The following is a 20697-nucleotide window of genomic DNA, read 5'->3' as shown; positions in this document are numbered from 1 at the left end:
GCTAGACAGAGTGCGTCGCGGCCCTTCGGCCCGCGGGAGGATGTACGATGACGGGCGTTTGGGGGACGAGGCTCGGACGGGCGGCGGCGGTTTTCGGGCTGATGATGGCGCTGGTGGCCCCCGCGGCCGCACAGGCCCCGCAAAAGGGGGCGGATACGCTCACCCCGCCGCCGGTGGTGGACCCGAAGAAGGTGGAAACGACGCCCGTCACCCCCGGCGCCTCCACCTTCGCGCCGGACGAACTGACTCTGGCGCCGGTGCCGGTGCTCACGATTTCGGGCTCGTCGTCGTGGGAAGAGGCCTATGACAAGCTGGTCGAGGCGGTCCGCAAGGCCGATGCCGAGGTGAAGCGGCTCGGGCTCACGCGGGCGGGCGAGGTGTTCGTCATGTACACCACCAGCGACGACCGCGGGTTCGACTATGAGGTGCAGGTGCCGTTCTCGGGCACCACCACCCAGAAGCCGGCGGAGCCCATGAAGCTGGGCGGCTCCTTCGCCGGCAAGGTTCTGCGGTTCGTCCATACCGGCTCGTTCGGCGACATGGACAACACCTACGAGCAGATCGCCAACTATCTCGACGAAAAGAACGTCGAGCAGAACGACCTCTACATCGAGCGTTACCGCACCGACCTCCTCACGGCCTCCCCGGAGGCTCTGGAGATCGAGATCCTGGTGCCCCTGCCCTGAGCAGGCCCTCGAGAAAATAGAGCAACATCAAGGACACGGCTGCGCCGACCGGTCTACCCTACGGTCAACGCGCCGCCACAAGGAGGGCCGCATGGGTGGCATATCCGTAAAAAACTGCGTCAAGGGTCGGACGGGAAACCTTTCGCGCATCGCCGTCGCGGCGGTGTTCGGCTGGTCGACCATCTACCCGGCCCTCGCCCAGACGCCGCCCCCCGGGCCGCAGGGCGCCCAGGGCTATCCGCAGGGGCAACCGATCCCGCAAGGACAGCCGGCGCCGCAGGGCCTGCCCGGCCCACAGGGGCAGGCCTTGCCGCCGCCCCAGCCGGGCGATCAGGTGCAGCCGGCTTATTCGCTCAGCGAGCTTGAATATCTGCTCGGCCCGGTCGCGCTCTATCCGGACCCGCTGCTGGCCATTCTGTTCCCGGCCACCCTGTTCCCGGAACAGCTGGTGGAAGCCTACAACTGGATCGTCGCCAATCCGAGCCTCGTGCAGGAACGCAACTTCACCGCGGTGGACGCCTTCAACTGGGATTCCTCGGTGAAGGCGCTGGTGCGGTTCCCGGATGTGATCACCCTCTTCCATGAGCACATGGAGTGGGCGGAATCCCTCGGCCTCGCCTTCTCGACCCAGCCGCAGGACGTCTCCAACACCATCCAGATGCTGCGCGCTAAGGCGCAGGCCGTCGGCAATCTGCAGACGACGCCGCAGCAGGTTGTGACGACGCAGGAAGTCCCCGCCAGCAGCAGCGGCGGCAGCAGCCCCGTGCGCACCATCTACATCCAGCCGGCCGATCCCGAGCGGATCTACGTGCCGGCCTATGACAGCTCGGAGGTGTTCACCACCTTCGCCACGGGCGCCCTGGCGTTCGGCGCGGGCGTGCTGGTCGGCTCCTACTGGAACAACAACTGGGGCTGGAACAACCGGCCGTGGAACTCGGTGTGGGTGGTGCCGCCGCGCTGGGTGCGCCCGCCTTACTGGGGTCCGGGCTGGGGCGGCCGTCCCCCCGTCTGGGGGCCGGGACCGTGGGTTCCCGGCCGTCCCGGCGTTCGTCCGCCGGTGCGTCCCGGCTGGCCGGGTGGGCCCGGCGGCCCCGGTCGTCCGGGCTGGCCCGGTGGTCCCGGCGGTCCCGGCGGTCCGGGACGTCCCGGCTGGCCCGGCGGCCCCGGCTATCCCGGTGGACCCGGTGGTCCTGGAGGCCCCGGCCGTCCCGGTTGGCCCGGTGGACCCGGAGGACCTGGTGGACCCGGTGGACCCGGCCGTCCCGGATATCCGGGGGGACCGGGCGTCGGCCCCGGCCGTCCCGGAATGCCTCTCGTTCCCGGTGCCCCCGGCCGTCCGGGCTATCCCGGTGGTCCGGGTCGTCCCGGCACGCCCGGCTATCCCGGTGGACCCGGCGTCGGCCCCGGTCGTCCGGGAATGCCCGTCGTTCCCGGTGCTCCCGGCCGTCCCGGATATCCGGGGGGTCCGGGCGCGGGACCGGGTCGTCCCGGCTATCCGGGCACGCCCGGTGTCGGACCCGGCCGTCCCGGTCGCCCCGGCTATCCCGGCAACATCCCCGGCCAGCCCGGCGCGGGTCCTGGCCGTCCCGGATATCCCGGGCAGCCCGGCGTCGGACCCGGTCGCCCCGGCCGTCCCGGACAGCCCGGTGTTCCGGGGGCGGGACCGAACCGTCCCGGCTATCCCGGTGCCGGCCCCGGCCGGCCCGGTGGACCCGGTCGGCCCGGATATCCGAATGCTGGCCCCAACCGGCCCGGTTATCCGAACGCCGGCCCCAACCGGCCGGCCAACCGCCCCGCCAACGTGCGGCCGCAGAACCGACCGCAGCAGGTGCGTCCGCAGCAGCGGCCCCAGCAAAGGCCGCAACAGATGCGACCCCAGCAGCGGCCCCAGCAGATGCGTCCGCAGCAACGGCCGCAGCAAATGAGGCCCCAGCAGATGCGTCCGCAGCAGCGGGCCATGCCCCAGCGGGCGGCTCCGCAGCGGGCGGCACCGCAGAACAGGCCACGGCCCGGCCAGCGCTGAGCCTTCGACCTTCCTTCCGCCCGGCTTCGGCCGGGCGGTTTGTTTCGGCCATGCGGAAGACAGGGCAGAGCCCTTTCCTTCGGCCCGCGAATCTCCTTCACTGGCAGTGCAGGACCCGCGGTTGCACCGCGGTCGTTCGTGAGACCGGCACCGTGCCGCCGGCCATCGCGGAGGGTTCAATGCCGCGACTGTTCACCGCCATCGAGATCCCCACCGAGGTGGGGCTGGGCCTCTCCATGCTGCGGGGCGGACTCGCCGGCGCCCGATGGATCGATCCGGAAAACTACCACGTCACCCTGCGCTTCATCGGCGACGTGGACGACGCCACCGGCCGCGACATCATGCTAATGCTGGGGCAGGTGCGCCGCCCCGCCTTCGACGTCGCGCTGGACGGGCTGGACCAGTTCGGCGGCCACAAGCCGCGCGCGGTGTTCGCTGCGGTGAAGGCCAATGCGGCGCTGATGGAGCTGCAGGCCGAACAGGAGCGCATCATGCAGCGCCTCGGCCTCGGCGCGGAGCGCAACTACAAGCCCCACGTGACCCTCGCCCGGCTGCGCGATGCCTCCTCGCGGCAGGTGGCCGATTACCTTGCTTCGCGCGGCTCCTTCCGCACCCCGCCGTTCCACGTGCCGCGCTTCGTGCTGTTCTCCTCGCGGGATTCGGTGGGCGGTGGTCCCTATCTCGTCGAAGCGGCCTACCCTCTCCTGTAGGCAACCGACCTCTTGCAGCGCTCTGCGCTGTCCCCATTTCATTGGCATGACCACGCACACGCTGAACCCCGACGATTTCGACCGCCTTTCCGGCGCCGAGCGCGATCAGGCCGCGCAGGACGAGGCCAGCGTCCGCAAGGGCTTCTGGAAGAAGATGCGCGGCGCCGCCCGTCACGTCCCCTTCGCCGAGGACGCGGTGGCGAGCTATTACGCCGCCTTCGACCGCCAGACGCCGCTGCGTGTCCGGGCGACGCTGCTCGGCGCGCTGGCCTATTTCGTCCTGCCGTTCGACATCGCGCCGGATTTCCTGCCGCTCGTGGGCTTCGGCGACGACGCGGCTGTGTTGATGGGCGCGCTGAAGCTGCTTTCCGGCCACGTGAAGCCGGAGCATTACGAGGCGGCGCGGGCCGCCCTCGACCCCGACGGCCGGCCGGCCGCGGAGGATGGCCGACCCGCCTGAGGCTCAGTCGGCGATAGTCAGCACGACCTTGCCTTTCACCCGGCGGCCGGAAATCTCGCCGAGGGCCTCGGCGCAATCTTCCAGCGGGAAGGTCTTGTCCACGTGGGCGGAGATGCGGCCGTCGCGGGCATAGCCCATCAGCTCGGCCACCGCGTCGCGCAGCCAGCCGGGGTTGGCCCGGGCATGGGTGCCGAAGGCGACGCCGCGTGCGTCGCAGTTCTTCACCAGCAGCAGGTTGAGCGGAATCTTGGGGATTTCGCCGGCGGCGAAGCCCACCACCAGGAAGCGGCCGAGAGAGCCGAGCGCCCGCAGCGCCTGCTCGGCCATGTCGCCGCCCACGGGGTCGTAGACCAGATCGAGCCCCTTTTCGCCGCCGAACGCCTTCAGCGCGGCCTTGAGATCGCCCGAGGCATAGTCGAACCCTTCGTCCGCCCCGTGATCGAGGGCGAAGCGCACCTTCTCCGGCGAGGAGGCGCAGGCGATGATGCGGGCACCGAGCACCCGGCCGAGTTCCACAGCCGCCAGGCCCACGCCGCCCGAGGCCCCGAGCACGGCGAGCCGCTCGCCGGCTTTCAGTTCGCCGCGGTCGCGCAGGGCGTAGAGCGCCGTGCCATAGGTGACGATCAGGCCTGCCGCCTTCACGAGGTCGAGGTCGTCGGGCACCTTGGCCAGGAACTGGGCCGGGGCCGCGACATACGCGCGCGCCGCCCCGTAGGTCTGATAGCCGCACACCCGGTCGCCAACGGCAAAGCCGGTCACGCCCTCGCCCAGCGCCGCCACATGGCCGGCATATTCCGCGCCGGGGGAGAACGGCAGCTCGGGCTTCACCTGATACAGATCGCGGATGATGAGCGTGTCGAAGAAATTGAGGCCGATGGCCGCGACCTTCACCAGAACCTCGCCGGGACCCGGCACCGGCTGCGGCAGGTCGCGAATCTCGAGGGTCTCGGGGGCACCATGGCGCGCGCACACCACCGCTTTCATGAAGGCTCCTTCTCTCCCGGCTGACGGGAACGGATTACCAAAAATTAACCCAATCGGGCGGAAGCACGGGGTAAACACGCCCTTCCGCGACGGCACCGGCCCCTTACGATCCCTGCGCCTTGCGCTTCACCGAGCGGCCGGACAGTCTCGCAAAGTCCCATGGCGCAACGAATCGGGCGACTTCGCACGTCCGGCGCATTGAGCGGAGCCGAGCCTTTGGGTTAGGAAAACGCAAGACCACCCCGCCATTTTTTTGACCGCCTGCCTCGCTACCCGACAGCCGGCGGCCAGCCCGAAGTCAGTTTGCCTTAAAGGGCCCCAGCGATTTAGGAGAAGCCATGACGCTTCCTCGTGTCCATCCTGCTCTCCTGGGCATGTTCATCGCCTGCGCCGCAGCCGCCCCGGCCGCAGCGCAGGGTCAGCCTCAGTCGAAGGCGGTGGCGCAGTTCGGCGACTGGAGCGTCTACGTCTCCACGGCAAGTCCCAAGGTCTGCTACGCCATCTCCCAGCCGAAAACCCGCTCGCCGGAAGGCCTGAAGCGCGATCCGGCCTATTTCTTCATCTCCACCCGCCCCGGGGAGAACGTGAAGAACGAAGTGACCGTGACCGTGGGCTTCCCGTTGAAGGAGGGCTCTGACGCCACCCTCACGGTCGGCAATGCCACGCTCCAGCTCTACACCAAGGACCAGGGCGCCTGGGTGCGCAACGTGGCCGACGAAGCCAAGCTGGTGGAGGCCATGAAGCGCGGCAAGGATCTCACCGTCGCCTCCACCTCGCTGCGCGGCAACGCGACAACCGACAAATATTCGCTGGTCGGCCTCGGTCAGGCGCTCGACCGGGTGGCGCAGGAATGCAAGTGACGGCGAACAGCTGACTGCGATCAGGTGAAGCGTGAGGGACGGGCGGCACCCGTCCCGACGCGCACCGGCCGGGCGATCACCGCCCCGGCAGGTCCAACACGCCGTTGGGGCTGAAGCGGTCGATGATGGTCGGCAGGTGCTTGGCCAGGAGTTCCGGCAGCATCTCCGGCTGGAGGCCCAGCCCGCTGGCGATGGCGGTCAGCGGCTCGGCGCCGAGCGCGTTGATGATTTCGTCCGCGCTCACCGGCACGTTGGGGCCGTTGGAGAGCCAGCTCTCTACCTCGTGCGCAAGCCCCGCCTCGTGCAGTTGCGCCAGCACGCCCTCGATGCTGCCATAGGGCGTCTTCGCCAGCGCGCCGTCGAGGATGCCGGGCAGTGCCGAGGCCATGGGGCCGCTCAGCAGCGTATCGATGAGGGCGCCGGCACCCTCCGGGCCGGCGCGGCCGAGCATGTTGGAGAGCATGCTGCCCGCCATCTGGTCGAACAGGCCCATCCCCGTCTCCTCCGCCCTGTTGCGCTGCACGATGCGGCGCGCCGGGCGTTGGTGTACCGGATCGCCCGAGCGGTGTCGATCTGGCGCGGATCGGTCACGAATGCCTGATCGCCTGCGGCTCCGCGCCGCTGGGACGGCGTGTGGCCTATGCACGAGGATCGTCAGCCGCTAACGGCTCGCAAGTGATGATCCCACTCCCTCTGTTCACGGCCCTCGCCCTCATGACCGCCGTCGCGGCCCTCGCCGTGCTGTGGCCGCTGTCGCGCGCCCGCAGCACGAAGCCGACACGGGACGCGGACCTTGCGGTCTATCGCGACCAGCTGGCCGAGATCGCCCGCGACGCCAGGTCCGGCCGGCTGCCCGCCGCCGAGGCGGAGGCCGCGCGCATCGAGGTGGCCCGGCGCATGCTCGCCGCCGATGCGGTGGCCGACGCCGCCTCTGCCGATCCTGCCGTGTCCGGCCGGCGCCGGCGCGTGGCGGCCATCGTCGCGCTGGTCTTCGTGCCGGTCTGCGCGGCCGCGCTTTATGCCGTCATGGGGTCGCCCGGCCTTCCCGGCGCGCCCCTCGCCGACCGCCTGTCGGCGGCGCCGGATCGCAGCGACGTGGCGATCCTGGTTCGCCGCGTGGAGGAGCACCTTCAGAAGAACCCCAATGACGGGCAGGGCTATGAAATCCTCGCCCCCATCTATCTGCGCCTCGGCCGGCCGGAGGATTCCGCCCGCGCCTATGGCGAAGCCATCCGCATCCTCGGCCCCACCGCCGAACGCCTGTCGGCCCGCGGCGATGCGCTGGTGGTGGCGGCGGACGGCCTCGTCACCGCCGATGCCGCCAAGGCCTTCGCCGCCGCCCTCGCGCTGAACCCGGCCGAGCCGCGCGCCGCCTATTTCCTCGGCCTCGCCGCCGAGCAGGACGGCCGCACGCAGGATGCGGCCCGCATCTGGGGCGACCTGCTCGCCCGCACGCCGGCCTCCGCCCTCTACCGGCCCGTGGTGGCCGAGGCCCTTGCGCGCGTCGGCGGCACGGTCCCGCCCGCGGCCACTTCCCCTGCGACACCCGGTCCCAATGCCGCCGATGTCAATGCGGCCGCCCAAATGTCGCCGCAGGACCGGAACGCCATGGTGCGGGGCATGGTGGACCGCCTCGCCGCCCGGCTCGACAAGGAGCCGAACGACATCGACGGGTGGGAACGGCTGATCCGCGCCTATGGCGTGCTCGGCGACAAGGACAAGGCGGACGCCGCGCTCAAGAGCGCACGCGCCGCCTTCAAGGACGATCCGGCGGCCCTCGCCCGTCTCGACGCGGCGGAGAAGGCCCTGCCGACAGGAGGAAAAGGATGACGCGCAAACAGCGCAGGCTGGTCCTCATCGGTGCCGGGCTCGGCGTGCTCGCGCTCGCCGCCGGCCTCATCCTCTCGGCGCTCAACGACACCATCGTGTTCTTCCGCACTCCCACCGAGGTTGCGCAGAAGCAGGTTGCTCCGGGCGCCCGCCTGAGGCTCGGCGGGCTGGTGGAGACCGGCAGCGTCACCAAGGCCGGCACCCTCACCACCTTCTCCATCACCGACGGCAACGCCACGGTGAAGGTGGCCTATCAGGGCATCCTCCCCGACCTGTTCCGCGAGGGTCAGGGCGTGGTGGCGGAAGGCGCGCTCCAGCCGGACGGCGCGTTCAAGGCCGACAGCGTGCTCGCCAAGCATGATGAGAAATACATGCCCCGCGAAGTCGCCGACGCGCTGAAGCAGCAGGGCCACTGGAAGGACGGGGCGCCCGCGCCCGGTGCCGCTTCCCCCTCCACGCGCCAGCCCGGGAGCTGAGGCATGATCGCCGAGATCGGGCAATACGCACTCGCCCTCGCCTTCGCGCTGGCCCTTGCGCAGGTGATCCTGCCGGCCTGGGGCGCCGCGCGGGGCGATGCCGTGCTGATGGGGTCCGCGGGGCCGATCGCCCTCGCTCTGTTCGGCTTCGTCGCCTTCGCGTTCGGCGCGCTGGTGCAGCTCTACGTCACCTCCGACTTCACGGTGGTGAACGTGGTGGAGAATTCCCACTCCCAGATGCCGCTGGTCTACCGCGTGACCTCCACGTGGGGGAACCACGAAGGCTCCATGCTGCTGTGGGTGTTCGTTCTCGCCATCTTCGGCGCGCTGGTGGTGGTGTTCGGCTCGAACCTGCCGGACCGGCTCAAGGCCCTGGTGCTGTCGGTGCAGGGCGCGGTGGCCGCGGCCTTCCTCTCCTTCATCCTGTTCACCTCCAACCCGTTCGCGCGGATCGTGCCCCCGCCGGCCGAGGGGCGCAGCCTCAATCCCATCCTCCAGGACCCGGGCCTCGCCATCCACCCGCCGCTGCTCTATCTCGGCTATGTGGGGCTCTCCATCTCCTTCTCCTTCGCCATCGCGGCGCTGATCGAAGGGCGGATCGACGCCGCCTGGGCGCGCTGGGTGCGGCCGTGGACGCTGGCGGCCTGGGTGTTCCTCACCCTCGGAATCGCGGTCGGCTCCTACTGGGCCTATTACGAGCTGGGCTGGGGCGGCTGGTGGTTCTGGGACCCGGTGGAGAACGCCTCCCTGATGCCGTGGCTCGCCGCCACCGCGCTGCTGCATTCCGCCGTGGTGATGGAGAAGCGCGACGCGCTGAAGGTTTGGACCATCCTCCTCGCCATCCTCGCCTTCTCGCTGTCGCTGGTGGGCACCTTCCTGGTGCGCTCGGGCGTGCTGACCTCGGTCCATGCTTTCGCCACCGATCCGGCGCGCGGCGTGTTCATCCTCGGCATTCTCACCTTCTTCATCGCCGGCGGGCTGGCGCTGTTCGCCTTCCGCGCGTCCGAGCTGAAGCAGGGCGGCCTCTTCGCGCCGATCTCGCGGGAGGGGGCGCTGGTGTTCAACAACCTGTTCCTCACCGCCGCCACCGCCGCCGTGCTGGTGGGCACGCTCTATCCGCTGGCGCTGGAAGCCTTCACCGGCGCGAAGATCACGGTGGGTCCGCCCTACTTCAATCTGGTGTTCGGCGGGCTGATGCTGCCCCTCATCTTCGCCATGCCGTTCGGCCCGCTGCTGGCGTGGAAGCGGGGCGACATCCTGGGCGCGGCGCAGCGGCTGATGCTGGCCGCCGGCCTCGCCATCGTCGCAGCGGTGGTGACGGCAGCCGCGACCACCGGCGGCCCGGTGCTGGCGCCGCTGGCGGTGGGCCTTGCCGCCTTCATCATGCTCGGGGCTTTGACCGACCTCGCCGAGCGCGCCGGCCTTGGCCGCGTGGGGGCAAAGGTGGCGCTTGCCCGCCTCGCCGGCGTCCCCCGCTCGGCCTATGGCACGGCCATCGCCCATTTCGGCGTGGGCGTGTGCCTGCTCGGCATCGTCTGCGAGACCTCATGGAGCCTTGAGAAGATCGCCGCGGTGAAGCTCGGCGATACCATCACCATCGGCTCGCGCACCCTCACCCTCGACCGGCTGGAGAACCGCACTGGCCCGAACTTCCGCGCCCGCACGGCCGTCTTCTCCATCCGCGACGGCGGCGTTTCCGAGGGCACCATCGAGGCCTCCCGCCGCACGTTCGCTGCCCGGCAGATGGCAACCACCGAAGCGGGCCTGCGCACCTTCGGCTTCAGCCAGCTCTATGTGAGCATGGCCGAGGAAACCGCCGACGGCCACGTCTCCGTCCGCGCCACCTTCAAGCCGTTCGTCACGCTGATCTGGCTCGGGGCGGTGGTGATGGCGCTGGGCGGCCTGCTCTCCCTCGCCGACCGGCGGCTCAGGGTGGGCGCGCCCCGCCCGGCAGCGAAGAAGGCGCGGCACGCCGTGGCGCCGGCGGAGTGAACAGCATGGCACTGAACCCGCGCGCCCTCCTCGTCTCCCTCCTTTTCCTCCTCGCCCTCGGTGTCCCGGCCTTCGCCGTGCAGCCGGACGAGGTGCTGGGCGACCCGGTGCTCGAAAGTCGCGCCCGGACCATTTCGGCGGAGCTGCGCTGCATGGTCTGCCAGAATCAGTCCATCGACGATTCCGATGCCCCGCTGGCGAAAGACCTCCGCCTCATCGTGCGCGAGCGGCTGAAGGCGGGAGATAGCGACAGCCAGGTGCTGGACTTCATGGTGGCCCGCTACGGCGAGTTCGTACTGCTGCGGCCGCGCTTCTCGTGGCGCAATGCGCTTTTGTGGGGCGCGCCCATCCTCGTGCTGCTGCTGGGCGGCCTTGGCGCCATCCTCGCTTTGCGCCGCCGCAGCGCCGCGCCCCCGGCGCCCCGCCTTTCGGCGGCCGAGGAGGCCCGATTGAAGGCGCTGCTCGCCGAAGGCGACGGGGCCGGCGCGAACAAGCCCTGAGGCGGGCGCGGGGCGGCTCCCGCATTCTTCCCGTGGAAAGGCGAGCCGCGAGGGATTATGTGTGGCGGATGATGCCCACGCTCGAAACCATGCCTGAAGCCACGCTCACGCCTGAAACCAACGTGCCGCCCCTCGCTGGCGACGTCGCGCCTGCCCGCGCGTCTCTCGTCGGCCTCGACCGGGACAAGCTCGGGGATGCGCTCGACGCCATCGGCGTCAAGGGCTCGGAGCGGCGCATGCGCGTGAACCAGCTCTGGCACTGGATCTATCTGCGCGGCGCCCTCGACTTCTCGGAGATGACCAACGTCTCCAAGCACCTGCGCGCCCGGCTGGAAGAGGCCTACACGCTGGCCCGCCCCGAGATCGTGGCCGAGCAGGTGTCGCAGGACGGCACCCGCAAGTGGCTGCTGCGCTTCCCGGCCGATCATCCCGGCGAGCGGCCCCACGACATCGAGACGGTCTATATCCCCGAGAGCGACCGCGGCACGCTGTGCGTCTCCTCCCAGGTGGGCTGCACCCTCAACTGCTCCTTCTGCCACACCGGCACCCAGCGCCTCGTGCGCAACCTCACCGCCGCCGAGATCGTGGCGCAGGTGATGGTGGCCCGCGACCGGCTGGGCGATTATCCCGGCCGCGACCGCGCGGTCGGCCCGGGCCTGCCCACCGAGGGCGACCGGCTCGTCACCAACATCGTCTTCATGGGCATGGGCGAGCCGCTCTATGCCTATGACAGCGTGAAGGAAGCCATCGAGACGCTTTCGGTCGGCGACGGCCTCGGCCTCGGCAAGCGGCGCATCACCGTCTCCACCTCCGGCGTGGTGCCGGAGATCGAGCGGCTGGGCTCCGAGGTCGGCCCCATGCTCGCCATTTCGCTGCACGCGGTGCGCGATGATCTGCGCGACGTGCTGGTGCCCATCAACAAGAAATACCCCATCAAGGAGCTGATGGAGGCCTGCCGCACCTATCCGGCCGCCTCCAATGCCAAGCGCATCACCTTCGAGTACGTCATGCTGAAGGGCGTGAACGACACGCCTGCCGATGCCCGCGCGCTGGTGAAGCTGCTGGAGGGCGTGCCGGCCAAGATCAACCTCATCCCCTTCAACCCCTGGCCTGGCACGCAGTATGAGTGCTCGGACTGGGAGACCATCGAGCGCTTCTCGGACATCGTGTTCCGCGCCGGCTATGCGAGCCCAGTGCGCACGCCGCGCGGACGCGACATTCTCGCCGCCTGTGGCCAGCTCAAGAGCGAGAGCGAGAAGCTTTCCGCCCGCGAGCGCCTCGCCTATCGCGCCATGATGGCCCAGGCGGAGGAGTAATTTCCGCCCCTTCCCGGAGATGCGTGCCATGCTCGACCATGTGGGGATTTCGGTTCACGACGTGGCGCGCTCCCGCGCCTTCTATCTCGCCGCCCTCGCCCCGCTCGGCTACGGCATCCTGATGGAGGTGAACCCGCCCGGGGGCCATACCTATATCGGCTTCGGCTTGGTCGGCTCCGGCAAGCCGGACTTCTGGATCGGCGATGCGCCGACCTCCACCGGACATCTGCACCTCGCCTTCACAGCGAAGGACCGCGCGGCGGTGGATGCCTTCTATGCCGCCGCCATGGCCGCCGGGGCCGTGGACAATGGCGCGCCGGGCCTGCGCCCGCACTACCATCCCGATTATTACGGGGCTTTCGTGTTCGATCCCGACGGGCTCAACGTGGAAGCGGTCTGCCATCTGCCCGAGGCCGCCTGAGCCCATGGACAACCTGGTCCGCCTGCTGCTGCGCTTCGTCCTCGTTCCGCTCGGCTATTTTGCGTCGGTGATCGCGGGGGCGTGCGTGATCCTCATCGGGGAATGGCGGATCGGTACGCTGTTCACCGCCGCCGATCCGGGCGACCGGGCGCTGGGCTTCATCGTCGCCATCGTCACCACGGTGGTTGTGCTGTTCATGCTGCTGATGCTCATGTGGCTGGTGGCAGCCGTGGGCATCCTGTTCTCGGAGGCGTTCGCCATACGCTCGTGGATGTTCCACGCGGCCAATGGCGTGGTCTCGGCCTGGATCGGAGCCCAGCTCTTCGCGCCCACCGACGGGGCGACGGCGGTGGCGGGGGATCCCTTCTACGTGGTGGCCGCGGGCCTGGCCGGCGGGCTCGCCTACTGGCTGGTGGCAGGCTCCACGGCGGGCTTCTTCAAGCCCATCCTGCGCTCCCCCGCTGAGCGGGCCCAAGCTCTGCCCCCGCCATCGCCCCGCCCGGAGCTGCCGCCGAGGGCATGAGTCGTGGGGATGGATGGCCTGATTCTCGAGTAACGCCGGGCCAGCCCGCCAGCCTTGCCCATCGTCCGAGGGTCAAGACACGACGAAAAACCGCGGACGTTGCCGTCCGCGGTTCAAAATTCTCGGAAAGCCGAAAGCTCAGGCCGCGGCAGCGGCGGCGACGGCCTTGGCGATCTGGCGCTTGAGGTCGAGGGCGACGGGAGACAGCTCCTCGTCGCGGGCCTTGGCGAGGAAGGCGTCGAGGCCACCGCGGTGGTCCACGCTCTTCAGCGCGTTGGCGCTGACGCGCAGGCGCACGGAACGCTTCAGCGTCTCGCTCTCAAGCGTCACGTTGCACAGGTTCGGCAGGAACCGGCGCTTGGTCTTGCGGTTCGAGTGGCTCACGAGGTTGCCGCTCTGAACCCCCTTGCCGGTCAGGTCACACCGCCGGGACATGGCGAAAGTCCTTTTTTCTTCGTATGGCGCGGGGAACGCGTCGGGGCCAGAAGACCCGCGTGCACTCACCCGCTCTATCGGGAAGCGGCTCCTATAGGGGGAGAGGGGGAGCCAGTCAAGGTGCGGGGGCTTTTGCGCCCGTTCGGGCCTTGCCATGAGACCCAAGCCAAGGCCAAGCTCCGCAGGGGAAAAGAGCCGGGCCATCACGGCCGGGATGGGGGATTGCATGAGAATCGGAAACTGGCTGCTTGCCGCCGCGCTCTCGACGGCGGGGCTTTTCTGCGCGGGCGAGGCGAGCGCGCAGGGCAAGTTCATCGTCAACCAGCTTTCGGGCAAGTGCCTCGATGTGTCGGGCGCGCCCGGCGTCAAGAACGGGTCGCCACTCATCCTCTATGCCTGCGAATTCTCCGGCAGGAACCCCAACGGCACGCCCACCGACCAGAAATGGGAGGTCCTGCCCCAGGGCTTCATTCGCAACACGCTCTCCAAGAAGTGCATCGACGTGCCCGGCGCGCCCGGAATCAAGGCCGGTACGGCGCTCATCCTCTATGATTGCGAGCTGTCCGGCAAAAACCCCAACGGATCGACCACCGACCAGCAGTGGCAGTTCACCCAGGAGGGACTGATCCGTCACAAGCTGTCGGGCCTCTGCATTGACGTGAAGGGCGCGGCCGCCACCGCGAACGGCACGCGCCTGCAGCTCGCCACATGCGAGGTGGCCGGGGGGCCGTCCGACCAGTACTGGAGCCTGAAGTAGGGCGCAGCCCCCTCACCCCGGCATCAGCACGCCCCGCCCCTTCTGCGCCGCTTCCGCGATGAAATCGGCGGCGACGCGGATGCGGGCGAGGTCGCGCGTGTCGGCGTGGGTGAGGAGCCAGAAGGTGCGCGTCAGGCCCACTTCCGTGGGCAGGATGGGCACCAGCGCCTCCGGCCCCTCCCCGGCGAACAGATCGGCCATGAAGCAGGGCAGCACGCACACGCCGGCGCCCGCGCGGGTCGCCGTCATCTGGGCGACGAGGCTGGAGCTTTTCAGGCGCACCCTGAGGTCCTTCGCCACCAGCGGCACGTAGTCCAGCTCCGGCGCGTAGATCAGATCGTCCACATAGCCGATGAAGCGGTGGCGCTGGAGCGCCGCGCGACTCTCGATGGCCCCGTATTTTTCCAGATAGGCGCGGGCGGCATAAAGGCCGAGCCGGTAGTCGGTGAGCTTGCGCGCATGGAGGCGCCCCTCCTTCGGCCGCGACAGCGAGATGGCGATGTCCGCCTCGCGCTTCGACAGGGAGAAGAGACGCGGCATGGCCAAGAGCTGAATGTCCAGCTCCGGGTGCAAATCGGAGAGCGCGCCGATGCGCGGCGCGAGGAAGAAGGTGCCGAAGCCGTCCGGCGCGCCGATCCGCACCGTACCCGACACGCCGAGGTCCGATCCGGCGATCTCGCCCTGCGCGGACAGCGCCAGCGTTTCCATGCCCTCGGCGGCGGCGAGCAGGCGATCCCCGGCCGCCGTCAGCGCATAGCCGTGGGGGTGCCGGTCGAACAGCTTCGCCCCGAGCGCCGTCTCCAGCGCGGCGATGCGCCGGCTCACGGTGGAGTGCTCCACCTTCAACCGCGCCGCCGCCACCGTGAGCCGCCCGGCGCGCGCCACCGCCAGGAAGAAGGTGAGGTCGGACCACTCGAAATCGCCGCCGGGCATGGCTCTCGGGACTGTGAAAGGGTGCACATCAATGGTGCGGAGATTGCCGTAGCTGTGCACAAAAAGATAGGGCAGTGTGCCGGCCAACGAACGACGGCGGGGAACGCCGGCGCCGCATTCGGAAACGCATTCCCAGAAGAACGCCCAAGGAGGCACCCGCATCATGCGTGAGATCGGCCATTTCATCGGCGGCAAGCATGTGCCCGGCACGTCCGGCCGCTTCGCCGACGTCTACCAGCCCATGACGGGCGATGTGGTCGGCCACGTGGCCCTCGCCTCCAAGGACGAGCTTGCCGCCGCCGTCGCCAATGCCAAGGCCGCGCAGCCCGCCTGGGCCGCCACCAATCCCCAGCGCCGCGCCCGCGTGCTGATGAAGTTCCTGGAACTGGTCCACCGCGACTACGACATGCTGGCGGACCTTCTCGCCCGCGAGCACGGCAAGACCGTGCCCGACGCCCGCGGCGACATCCAGCGCGGCCTCGAGGTGATCGAGTTCGCCATCGGCATCCCGCACCTCCTCAAGGGCGACTTCTCCGACAGCGCCGGCCCGGGCATCGACATCTATTCCATGCGCCAGCCGCTCGGCGTGGTGGCCGGCATCACGCCGTTCAACTTCCCGGCCATGATCCCCATGTGGAAATTCGGCCCGGCCATTGCCTGCGGCAACGCCTTCATCCTGAAGCCGTCCGAGCGCGATCCCGGCGTGCCCATGCACCTCGCCGAGCTGATGCTTGAGGCGGGCCTTCCCCCGGGTATCCTCAATGTGGTGAACGGCGACAAGGAGGCCGTGGACGGTCTGCTCGACCATCCCGACGTCCACGCCATCGGCTTCGTCGGCTCGTCCAACATCGCGCAGTACATCTATGCCCGCGGCTCGGCCAACGGGAAGCGCATCCAGGGCTTCGGCGGCGCCAAGAACCACATGATCGTCATGCCCGATGCGGACATGGACCAGGCCGTGGACGCCCTCATCGGCGCCGGCTACGGCTCCGCCGGCGAGCGCTGCATGGCCATCTCGGTCGCGGTGCCGGTGGGCGAGGAAGCTGCCGAGCGGCTGCTGGAGAAGCTCGTCCCCCGCGTCGAGAACCTGAAGATCGGCCCCTCCACCGACGGCTCCGCCGACTTCGGCCCCCTCGTCACCCGCGAGGCGCTGGAGCGTGTGCGCGGCTATGTGGACCTCGGCGTCCAGGAGGGCGCGAAGCTGCTGGTGGACGGCCGCGGCTTCAAGATGCAGGGCTATGAGAACGGCTTCTACATGGGCGGCTGCCTGTTCGACCATGTGACCGCCGACATGCGCATCTACAAGGAAGAGATCTTCGGCCCCGTGCTCTCCGTGGTGCGCGCGCCGGACTACAAGGAGGCCCTGCGCCTTCCCACCGAGCACGAGTACGGCAACGGCGTCGCCATCTTCACCCGCGACGGCGATGCCGCCCGCGACTTCGCCTCCAAGGTGAACGTGGGCATGGTGGGCATCAACGTGCCGATCCCGGTGCCGCTCGCCTACCACACCTTCGGTGGCTGGAAGCGCTCCGGCTTCGGCGACCTGAACCAGCACGGCCCCGACGGCGTGCGCTTCTACACCAAGACCAAGACCGTCACCTCCCGCTGGCCCTCGGGCATCAAGGACGGCGCGGACTTCGTGATCCCCACCATGGGCTGACACGCCGGATCAGCCGCTCCGTCCTCAGGACGGGGCGGCTCTGGCATCGGCGGGTCCGTCGGGCGCATATCTCGGCGGGCACTGGATGGCTCGCACGAAGGCGCCCCTGACATGTTCACGCTCTCCGAGGACCAGATCGCCATCCGCGACATGGCCCGCGATTTCGCCAACGAGCAGATCGCGCCCTATGCCGTGGAGTGGGACGAGAAGAAGCATTTCCCCGTCGAGCAGCTGCGCGCCGCCGCCGCGCTCGGCATGGGCGGCATCTATGTGAAGGAGGACGTGGGTGGCTCGGGCCTCTCCCGCCTCGATGCGGCGCTCATCTTCGAGCAGCTCGCCACCGGCTGCCCCGGTACATCCGCCTATCTCTCCATCCACAACATGTCGACCTGGATGATCGACCGCTTCGGCGACGACACCCAGCGCAGGAAATGGGTGCCGCGCCTCGCCTCGATGGAGCATTTCGCCTCCTACTGCCTCACCGAGCCCGGCGCGGGATCGGACGCGGCGGCGCTGAAGACGAAGGCGGTGCGGAACGGCGACCATTACATCGTCGACGGCCAGAAGCAGTTCATCTCCGGCGCCGGCTCCTCCGACATCTATGTGGTGATGGTGCGCACCGGCGGCGACGGGCCGAAGGGCATCTCCACCCTCGTCATCGAGGCGGCCGCGCCCGGCCTCTCCTTCGGCGCCAACGAGCGCAAGATGGGCTGGAATGTGCAGCCCACCCGCACCGTCACCTTCGAGGGCGTCAAGGTGCCGGTGGAGAACCGGCTGGGCGAGGAAGGCGAGGGCTTCAGGATCGCCATGGCCGGGCTCGACGGCGGCCGGCTGAACATCGGCGCCTGCTCGCTGGGCGGGGCGCAGGCGGCGCTGGAGAAGGCGCTGTCCTACATGCGCGAGCGCAAGGCCTTCGGAAAGCGCCTCGACGAGTTCCAAGCGCTGCAATTCCGCCTCGCCGACATGGCGACCGAGCTGGAAGCCGCGCGCACCTTCCTGTGGCGCGCCGCCGCCGCGCTGGATGCCAAGGCGCCGGACGCGACGCAGCTCTGCGCCATGGCCAAGCGCATCGCCACCGACCGTGGCTTCGAGGTGGCCAACGAGGCGCTGCAGATGCATGGCGGCTACGGCTATCTCGCCGACTACGGCATCGAGAAGATCGTGCGCGATCTGCGAGTCCACCAGATCCTGGAGGGCACCAACGAGATCATGCGCCTCATCGTCGCCCGCGCGCTGATCGCGCAGGGGAACTGAGGGGCGCGTCTCACGCGCGGCGTCACACTCACGGCGTCATGCCCGGGCTTGTCCCGGGCATCCACGTGGACAGGCCGGGCGCCCCGTCTGCGGCCCGTGCCGGCGGCAAGGCGTGGATGGCCGGAACCCGTATGTTTGCGGGTTCCGTTCTCGCGGGCGGAAGCCGGCAACAGCCGACCTCCGGGACAAGCCCGGCCATGACGACAGCGCAAGCGCTCAAAAGCCGCACCGGCGGCAGCCAATTTTGGAGGAAACCATCATGGCCACCATCGCATTCATCGGCCTCGGCAACATGGGCGGGCCCATGGCCGCCAACCTCGTGAAGGCGGGGCACACCGTCAGCGGCTTCGACCTCGTGCCCGCCGCGCTGGAGGCGGCGAAAGCCAAGGGCCTCGCCATCGCCGACAGCGCCAAGGCGGCGGTGGCGTCCGCCGATGCGGTCGTCACCATGCTGCCCTCAGGCAAGCATGTGGTGGGCGCCACCACGGGCGCGGACGGCCTGTTCGCGGCGGCGAAGCCCGGCACGCTGTTCATCGATTCTTCCACCATCGACGTCGCCTCCGCCCGCGCCTTCCACGAGGCGGCCAAGGCGGCCGGTCACGCGAGCGTGGATGCCCCCGTTTCCGGCGGCGTCGGCGGGGCGGAAGCCGGCACCCTCACCTTCATGGTGGGCGGCACGGACGAGGCGTTCGCGGCGGCAAAGCCCATCCTGGAGCTGATGGGCAAGAAGATCGTCCATTGCGGCGGCGCAGGCGCCGGTCAGGCGGCGAAGATCTGCAACAACATGATCCTCGGCATCTCGATGATCGCGGCCTCGGAAGCCTTCGTGCTCGCCGAGAAGCTGGGCCTCTCCCATCAGGCGCTGTTCGACGTCGCCTCGACCTCCTCGGGCCAATGCTGGTCCATCAACACCTATTGCCCGGTGCCCGGCCCGGTGCCGACCAGCCCTGCCAATCGCGGCTACCAGCCGGGATTTGCCGCCGCGCTGATGCTGAAGGACCTCAAGCTCTCTCAGGAAGCCGCAGAGACGGCCGGCGCCGCCACCGCGCTGGGCGCGGCCGCGACCGCCCTCTACACCGCCTTCGCGGCCGAGGGGAACGAGGGCAAGGACTTCTCCGGCATCATCGAGTGGATCCGCACCCGCGCCGACGAGACCTGAGGGCGCCAACGCACGGACATAAGAAAGGCCCGCCGCAGGATGCGCGCGGGCCTTTTCATTTGGCCGGAGGCTTAGCGCACCGGCAGCAGCGGCGGCCCATAGGCGTTCGGCTCGCGCTGGGAGGGCTGCACCCACCAGAATAAAAGGAGGAGGATGCCGAAGAACGGCACGAGAAAAACAAGGAACCACCAGCCGCTTCGCCCCACATCATGCAGGCGCCGGACGGTCACGGCGAGGGTGGGCAGGAACAGCGCGAGATGGGTGACGATCACCAGCCCCTGCGGTGCGGTGAGCACGTACCAACTGACGGTCTGTTGGACATTGCCCTGCACGCTCACCACCGTTGCACCGATCAGCATGCCAGCGACCGCGAAAACCGCAATATCGACCAGCAGATAAAACAACGTGAACCACCAGAACTCGCTGCGCGGGGCCCGGCCCTCAAAGCCGGCATATTGGCGAAAGCAGCTCCGCACGGCTTCGGTGAATGTCATGGCCCCTCCTCGCGCGCCGTGACCCCATGGCTGCGTCGGAGTACCTATAGCGGAAGCGTCCGCGTGCGGCCAACCGGGGCGCCTAGCCGATGCCGCGGAGTGACGACGCCATGGGACTGACCCTCGCCCTTCTCGCCGCCTTCGCCGGCGTCGCGCTGGCGGTGGTGGTTGCCCGCAGGTTCAGGGCGACATATGAGCAGGCGCTCGCGCGCGTCGCCTCCGGGAGCGAAATCGCGCAGCTGGCCGGTGGCGCGGTGGAATATGCCGACCGCGGTGACGGGCCTGTGCTGCTCTCCATCCACGGGGCGGGCGGCGGGTTCGACCATGGCTTGTTCTTCGCCGACGAACTGATGGGCGGCGGCTTCCGCCTCATCTCGCCCTCGCGCTTCGGCTATCTGCGCACCGGCACGCCCGCCGCAGCGGTGGATGCGCCGGACGGCGGCGTCGCAGCGCAGGCGGATGCCCACGCGGCGCTGCTCGACCATCTCGGCCTCGACAAGGTGATCGTGATGGGCCTGTCCGCGGGCGCGCGGTCGGCCGCGGCGCTGGCCGTGCGCCATCCCGAGAAGGTGCGCGCACTGGTGCTGCTGGTGCCGGCCCTTGACGCCCCGCACAGTCCGGTGGCCACCGATCCCACCGGAGGCAGCCGGCTCGCCTTCGCCATCGTGAAGGCGGGAGGCGACTTCTTCTGGTGGCTCATCGGCGCGCTGGGGCCGACCATGGTGATCCGCTTCGTCGGCGTCCGGCCGGCGCTGCTGGATCAGGCGGGGGAGGAGGAGCGCGCGCGGGTGCTGAAGATCGCCGGCGCCATCGCGCCGGTGTCCGAGCGGGCCGCCGGCATCCGGCTCGACAGCGCCTGCCCGCACCCCGTGCTGCCGCTGGAGCGCATCACGGCGCCCACCCTCATCGTCTCGGCGCGGGACGATCTCTTCAACACGCTGCCGGCGGCAGAGGTGGCGGCGGCGCGCATCCCCGACGCCCGGCTCATCGCCTACGACACCGGCGGCCACCTGCTGGTGGGGCGGGCGGAGGAGACACGCGCAGCGGTGCGCGCATTTCTCGATCACATCGGCGGTGAGGGGATCTGATAGGCAGGAGGCGGGTGGTAGCAGCGGGCGGACTTGAACCGCCGACCTCCGGGTTATGAATCCGGCGCTCTCACCAACTGAGCTACGCTGCCACAACGTGCCCGCGACGCGCGCGGCGCCGGGAGACGCGCATATA

Annotated in this window: 22 protein-coding genes and 1 tRNA gene; 17 read left to right on the top strand and 6 right to left on the bottom strand. The window is 69.6% G+C overall.

The window, feature by feature from the left end; all coding sequences use genetic code 11:
- The first annotated feature begins 47 nt into the window (after nt 1-47).
- The 4 genes from ACT535_RS10955 to ACT535_RS10940 all read left to right on the top strand — a co-directional run bounded on the left by ACT535_RS10955 (nt 48) and on the right by ACT535_RS10940 (nt 3879).
- On the top strand, nt 48-686 hold the full coding sequence (locus ACT535_RS10955; protein WP_168462244.1) for a GyrI-like domain-containing protein: 639 nt from the start codon (nt 48-50) through the stop codon (nt 684-686).
- Nucleotides 687-777: 91 nt separating this feature from the next.
- Nucleotides 778-2709, top strand: coding sequence for a DUF3300 domain-containing protein (locus ACT535_RS10950; RefSeq protein ID WP_476364375.1), 1932 nt, complete (start codon nt 778-780; stop codon nt 2707-2709).
- A 179-nt stretch (nt 2710-2888) separates the two neighbouring features.
- Complete coding sequence (thpR, locus tag ACT535_RS10945; protein WP_476364374.1) at nt 2889-3419, top strand: RNA 2',3'-cyclic phosphodiesterase; 531 nt, start codon at nt 2889-2891, stop codon at nt 3417-3419.
- Nucleotides 3420-3465: 46 nt separating this feature from the next.
- Nucleotides 3466-3879 carry a YkvA family protein gene (locus ACT535_RS10940; protein ID WP_476364373.1) on the top strand — a complete coding sequence of 138 codons (414 nt, stop codon included), beginning with the start codon at nt 3466-3468 and terminating at the stop codon, nt 3877-3879.
- 3 nt (nt 3880-3882) lie between these two features.
- Here the strand turns inward: ACT535_RS10940 and ACT535_RS10935 are convergent, their stop codons facing one another.
- Nucleotides 3883-4863, bottom strand: a complete 981-nt coding sequence (locus ACT535_RS10935; protein WP_476364372.1) for an NADPH:quinone oxidoreductase family protein — start codon at nt 4861-4863, stop codon at nt 3883-3885.
- A 338-nt stretch (nt 4864-5201) separates the two neighbouring features.
- Here ACT535_RS10935 and ACT535_RS10930 point away from each other — a divergent pair, with 338 nt between their 5' ends.
- Nucleotides 5202-5723 carry an invasion associated locus B family protein gene (locus ACT535_RS10930; RefSeq protein ID WP_168462240.1) on the top strand — a complete coding sequence of 174 codons (522 nt, stop codon included), beginning with the start codon at nt 5202-5204 and terminating at the stop codon, nt 5721-5723.
- A gap of 76 nt (nt 5724-5799) precedes the next feature.
- Here the strand turns inward: ACT535_RS10930 and ACT535_RS10925 are convergent, their stop codons facing one another.
- The gene (locus ACT535_RS10925) at nt 5800-6216 is read right to left on the bottom strand and encodes a YidB family protein (protein WP_476364371.1); all 417 of its coding nucleotides are present in this window, start codon (nt 6214-6216) and stop codon (nt 5800-5802) included.
- Between the two features lie 185 nt (nt 6217-6401).
- Here ACT535_RS10925 and ccmI point away from each other — a divergent pair, with 185 nt between their 5' ends.
- The 7 genes from ccmI to ACT535_RS10890 all read left to right on the top strand — a co-directional run bounded on the left by ccmI (nt 6402) and on the right by ACT535_RS10890 (nt 12781).
- A complete protein-coding gene (gene ccmI, locus ACT535_RS10920) occupies nt 6402-7553 on the top strand; it encodes a c-type cytochrome biogenesis protein CcmI (RefSeq protein ID WP_476364370.1) in 1152 nt (383 codons plus the stop codon).
- Nucleotides 7550-8029: a cytochrome c maturation protein CcmE gene (ccmE, locus tag ACT535_RS10915; RefSeq protein WP_168462237.1), complete on the top strand. Its 480-nt coding sequence runs from the start codon at nt 7550-7552 to the stop codon at nt 8027-8029. The genes ccmI and ccmE overlap by 4 nt, the downstream gene beginning before the upstream one ends.
- A gap of 3 nt (nt 8030-8032) precedes the next feature.
- Nucleotides 8033-10021 (top strand): heme lyase CcmF/NrfE family subunit, encoded by a 1989-nt coding sequence (locus ACT535_RS10910; protein ID WP_476364369.1) that lies wholly within the window; start codon nt 8033-8035, stop codon nt 10019-10021.
- A 5-nt stretch (nt 10022-10026) separates the two neighbouring features.
- Nucleotides 10027-10521: a cytochrome c-type biogenesis protein gene (locus ACT535_RS10905; protein WP_476364368.1), complete on the top strand. Its 495-nt coding sequence runs from the start codon at nt 10027-10029 to the stop codon at nt 10519-10521.
- Between the two features lie 68 nt (nt 10522-10589).
- Complete coding sequence (rlmN, locus tag ACT535_RS10900; RefSeq protein WP_476364367.1) at nt 10590-11837, top strand: dual-specificity RNA methyltransferase RlmN; 1248 nt, start codon at nt 10590-10592, stop codon at nt 11835-11837.
- A 28-nt stretch (nt 11838-11865) separates the two neighbouring features.
- Nucleotides 11866-12258, top strand: coding sequence for a VOC family protein (locus tag ACT535_RS10895; RefSeq protein ID WP_476364366.1), 393 nt, complete (start codon nt 11866-11868; stop codon nt 12256-12258).
- 4 nt (nt 12259-12262) lie between these two features.
- A complete protein-coding gene (locus ACT535_RS10890) occupies nt 12263-12781 on the top strand; it encodes a hypothetical protein (RefSeq protein WP_168462233.1) in 519 nt (172 codons plus the stop codon).
- Between the two features lie 138 nt (nt 12782-12919).
- Here the strand turns inward: ACT535_RS10890 and rpmB are convergent, their stop codons facing one another.
- A complete protein-coding gene (gene rpmB, locus ACT535_RS10885; protein WP_024277232.1) occupies nt 12920-13216 on the bottom strand; it encodes a 50S ribosomal protein L28 in 297 nt (98 codons plus the stop codon).
- A gap of 226 nt (nt 13217-13442) precedes the next feature.
- Here rpmB and ACT535_RS10880 point away from each other — a divergent pair, with 226 nt between their 5' ends.
- The gene (locus tag ACT535_RS10880; RefSeq protein WP_476364365.1) at nt 13443-13973 is read left to right on the top strand and encodes an RICIN domain-containing protein; all 531 of its coding nucleotides are present in this window, start codon (nt 13443-13445) and stop codon (nt 13971-13973) included.
- Between the two features lie 12 nt (nt 13974-13985).
- On the opposite strand, the gene ACT535_RS10875 is transcribed toward ACT535_RS10880, so the two are convergent.
- Entirely contained in the window at nt 13986-14906 is a 921-nt protein-coding gene (locus ACT535_RS10875) for a LysR family transcriptional regulator (protein ID WP_476325365.1), read from the bottom strand.
- Nucleotides 14907-15069: 163 nt separating this feature from the next.
- On the opposite strand from ACT535_RS10875, the gene ACT535_RS10870 reads away from it, so the two are divergent.
- From ACT535_RS10870 to mmsB, 3 genes are all read left to right on the top strand, one after another.
- On the top strand, nt 15070-16566 hold the full coding sequence (locus ACT535_RS10870; protein ID WP_168462230.1) for a CoA-acylating methylmalonate-semialdehyde dehydrogenase: 1497 nt from the start codon (nt 15070-15072) through the stop codon (nt 16564-16566).
- A gap of 111 nt (nt 16567-16677) precedes the next feature.
- Entirely contained in the window at nt 16678-17820 is a 1143-nt protein-coding gene (locus ACT535_RS10865; RefSeq protein ID WP_476364364.1) for an isobutyryl-CoA dehydrogenase, read from the top strand.
- Nucleotides 17821-18079: 259 nt separating this feature from the next.
- Entirely contained in the window at nt 18080-18979 is a 900-nt protein-coding gene (mmsB, locus tag ACT535_RS10860; protein ID WP_476364363.1) for a 3-hydroxyisobutyrate dehydrogenase, read from the top strand.
- A gap of 71 nt (nt 18980-19050) precedes the next feature.
- On the opposite strand, the gene ACT535_RS10855 is transcribed toward mmsB, so the two are convergent.
- Nucleotides 19051-19473, bottom strand: coding sequence for a DUF805 domain-containing protein (locus ACT535_RS10855; protein WP_476364362.1), 423 nt, complete (start codon nt 19471-19473; stop codon nt 19051-19053).
- A 110-nt stretch (nt 19474-19583) separates the two neighbouring features.
- Here ACT535_RS10855 and ACT535_RS10850 point away from each other — a divergent pair, with 110 nt between their 5' ends.
- A complete protein-coding gene (locus ACT535_RS10850; RefSeq protein WP_476364361.1) occupies nt 19584-20561 on the top strand; it encodes an alpha/beta fold hydrolase in 978 nt (325 codons plus the stop codon).
- A gap of 15 nt (nt 20562-20576) precedes the next feature.
- On the opposite strand, the gene ACT535_RS10845 is transcribed toward ACT535_RS10850, so the two are convergent.
- A tRNA-Met gene (locus ACT535_RS10845) sits at nt 20577-20653 on the bottom strand.
- Nucleotides 20654-20697 lie beyond the last annotated feature (44 nt).

It is taken from the genome of Xanthobacter sp. DMC12, from assembly GCF_056314105.1.
Note: the sequence above shows the minus strand (reverse complement) of the source record. Positions and strands in the feature narration are given on the sequence as shown.

Excerpts from the sequence above, each read along its gene's own strand:
- ACT535_RS10955 (WP_168462244.1), top strand. The coding sequence starts at position 48 with ATGACGGGCGTTTGGGGGACGAGGCTCGGACGGGCGGCGGCGGTTTTC.
- ACT535_RS10950 (WP_476364375.1), top strand. The coding sequence starts at position 778 with ATGGGTGGCATATCCGTAAAAAACTGCGTCAAGGGTCGGACGGGAAAC.
- thpR (WP_476364374.1), top strand. The coding sequence starts at position 2,889 with ATGCCGCGACTGTTCACCGCCATCGAGATCCCCACCGAGGTGGGGCTG.
- ACT535_RS10940 (WP_476364373.1), top strand. The coding sequence starts at position 3,466 with ATGACCACGCACACGCTGAACCCCGACGATTTCGACCGCCTTTCCGGC.
- ACT535_RS10935 (WP_476364372.1), bottom strand. The coding sequence starts at position 4,863 with ATGAAAGCGGTGGTGTGCGCGCGCCATGGTGCCCCCGAGACCCTCGAG.
- ACT535_RS10930 (WP_168462240.1), top strand. The coding sequence starts at position 5,202 with ATGACGCTTCCTCGTGTCCATCCTGCTCTCCTGGGCATGTTCATCGCC.
- ACT535_RS10925 (WP_476364371.1), bottom strand. The coding sequence starts at position 6,216 with ATGGGCCTGTTCGACCAGATGGCGGGCAGCATGCTCTCCAACATGCTC.
- ccmI (WP_476364370.1), top strand. The coding sequence starts at position 6,402 with ATGATCCCACTCCCTCTGTTCACGGCCCTCGCCCTCATGACCGCCGTC.
- ccmE (WP_168462237.1), top strand. The coding sequence starts at position 7,550 with ATGACGCGCAAACAGCGCAGGCTGGTCCTCATCGGTGCCGGGCTCGGC.
- ACT535_RS10910 (WP_476364369.1), top strand. The coding sequence starts at position 8,033 with ATGATCGCCGAGATCGGGCAATACGCACTCGCCCTCGCCTTCGCGCTG.
- ACT535_RS10905 (WP_476364368.1), top strand. The coding sequence starts at position 10,027 with ATGGCACTGAACCCGCGCGCCCTCCTCGTCTCCCTCCTTTTCCTCCTC.
- rlmN (WP_476364367.1), top strand. The coding sequence starts at position 10,590 with ATGATGCCCACGCTCGAAACCATGCCTGAAGCCACGCTCACGCCTGAA.
- ACT535_RS10895 (WP_476364366.1), top strand. The coding sequence starts at position 11,866 with ATGCTCGACCATGTGGGGATTTCGGTTCACGACGTGGCGCGCTCCCGC.
- ACT535_RS10890 (WP_168462233.1), top strand. The coding sequence starts at position 12,263 with ATGGACAACCTGGTCCGCCTGCTGCTGCGCTTCGTCCTCGTTCCGCTC.
- rpmB (WP_024277232.1), bottom strand. The coding sequence starts at position 13,216 with ATGTCCCGGCGGTGTGACCTGACCGGCAAGGGGGTTCAGAGCGGCAAC.
- ACT535_RS10880 (WP_476364365.1), top strand. The coding sequence starts at position 13,443 with ATGAGAATCGGAAACTGGCTGCTTGCCGCCGCGCTCTCGACGGCGGGG.
- ACT535_RS10875 (WP_476325365.1), bottom strand. The coding sequence starts at position 14,906 with ATGCCCGGCGGCGATTTCGAGTGGTCCGACCTCACCTTCTTCCTGGCG.
- ACT535_RS10870 (WP_168462230.1), top strand. The coding sequence starts at position 15,070 with ATGCGTGAGATCGGCCATTTCATCGGCGGCAAGCATGTGCCCGGCACG.
- ACT535_RS10865 (WP_476364364.1), top strand. The coding sequence starts at position 16,678 with ATGTTCACGCTCTCCGAGGACCAGATCGCCATCCGCGACATGGCCCGC.
- mmsB (WP_476364363.1), top strand. The coding sequence starts at position 18,080 with ATGGCCACCATCGCATTCATCGGCCTCGGCAACATGGGCGGGCCCATG.
- ACT535_RS10855 (WP_476364362.1), bottom strand. The coding sequence starts at position 19,473 with ATGACATTCACCGAAGCCGTGCGGAGCTGCTTTCGCCAATATGCCGGC.
- ACT535_RS10850 (WP_476364361.1), top strand. The coding sequence starts at position 19,584 with ATGGGACTGACCCTCGCCCTTCTCGCCGCCTTCGCCGGCGTCGCGCTG.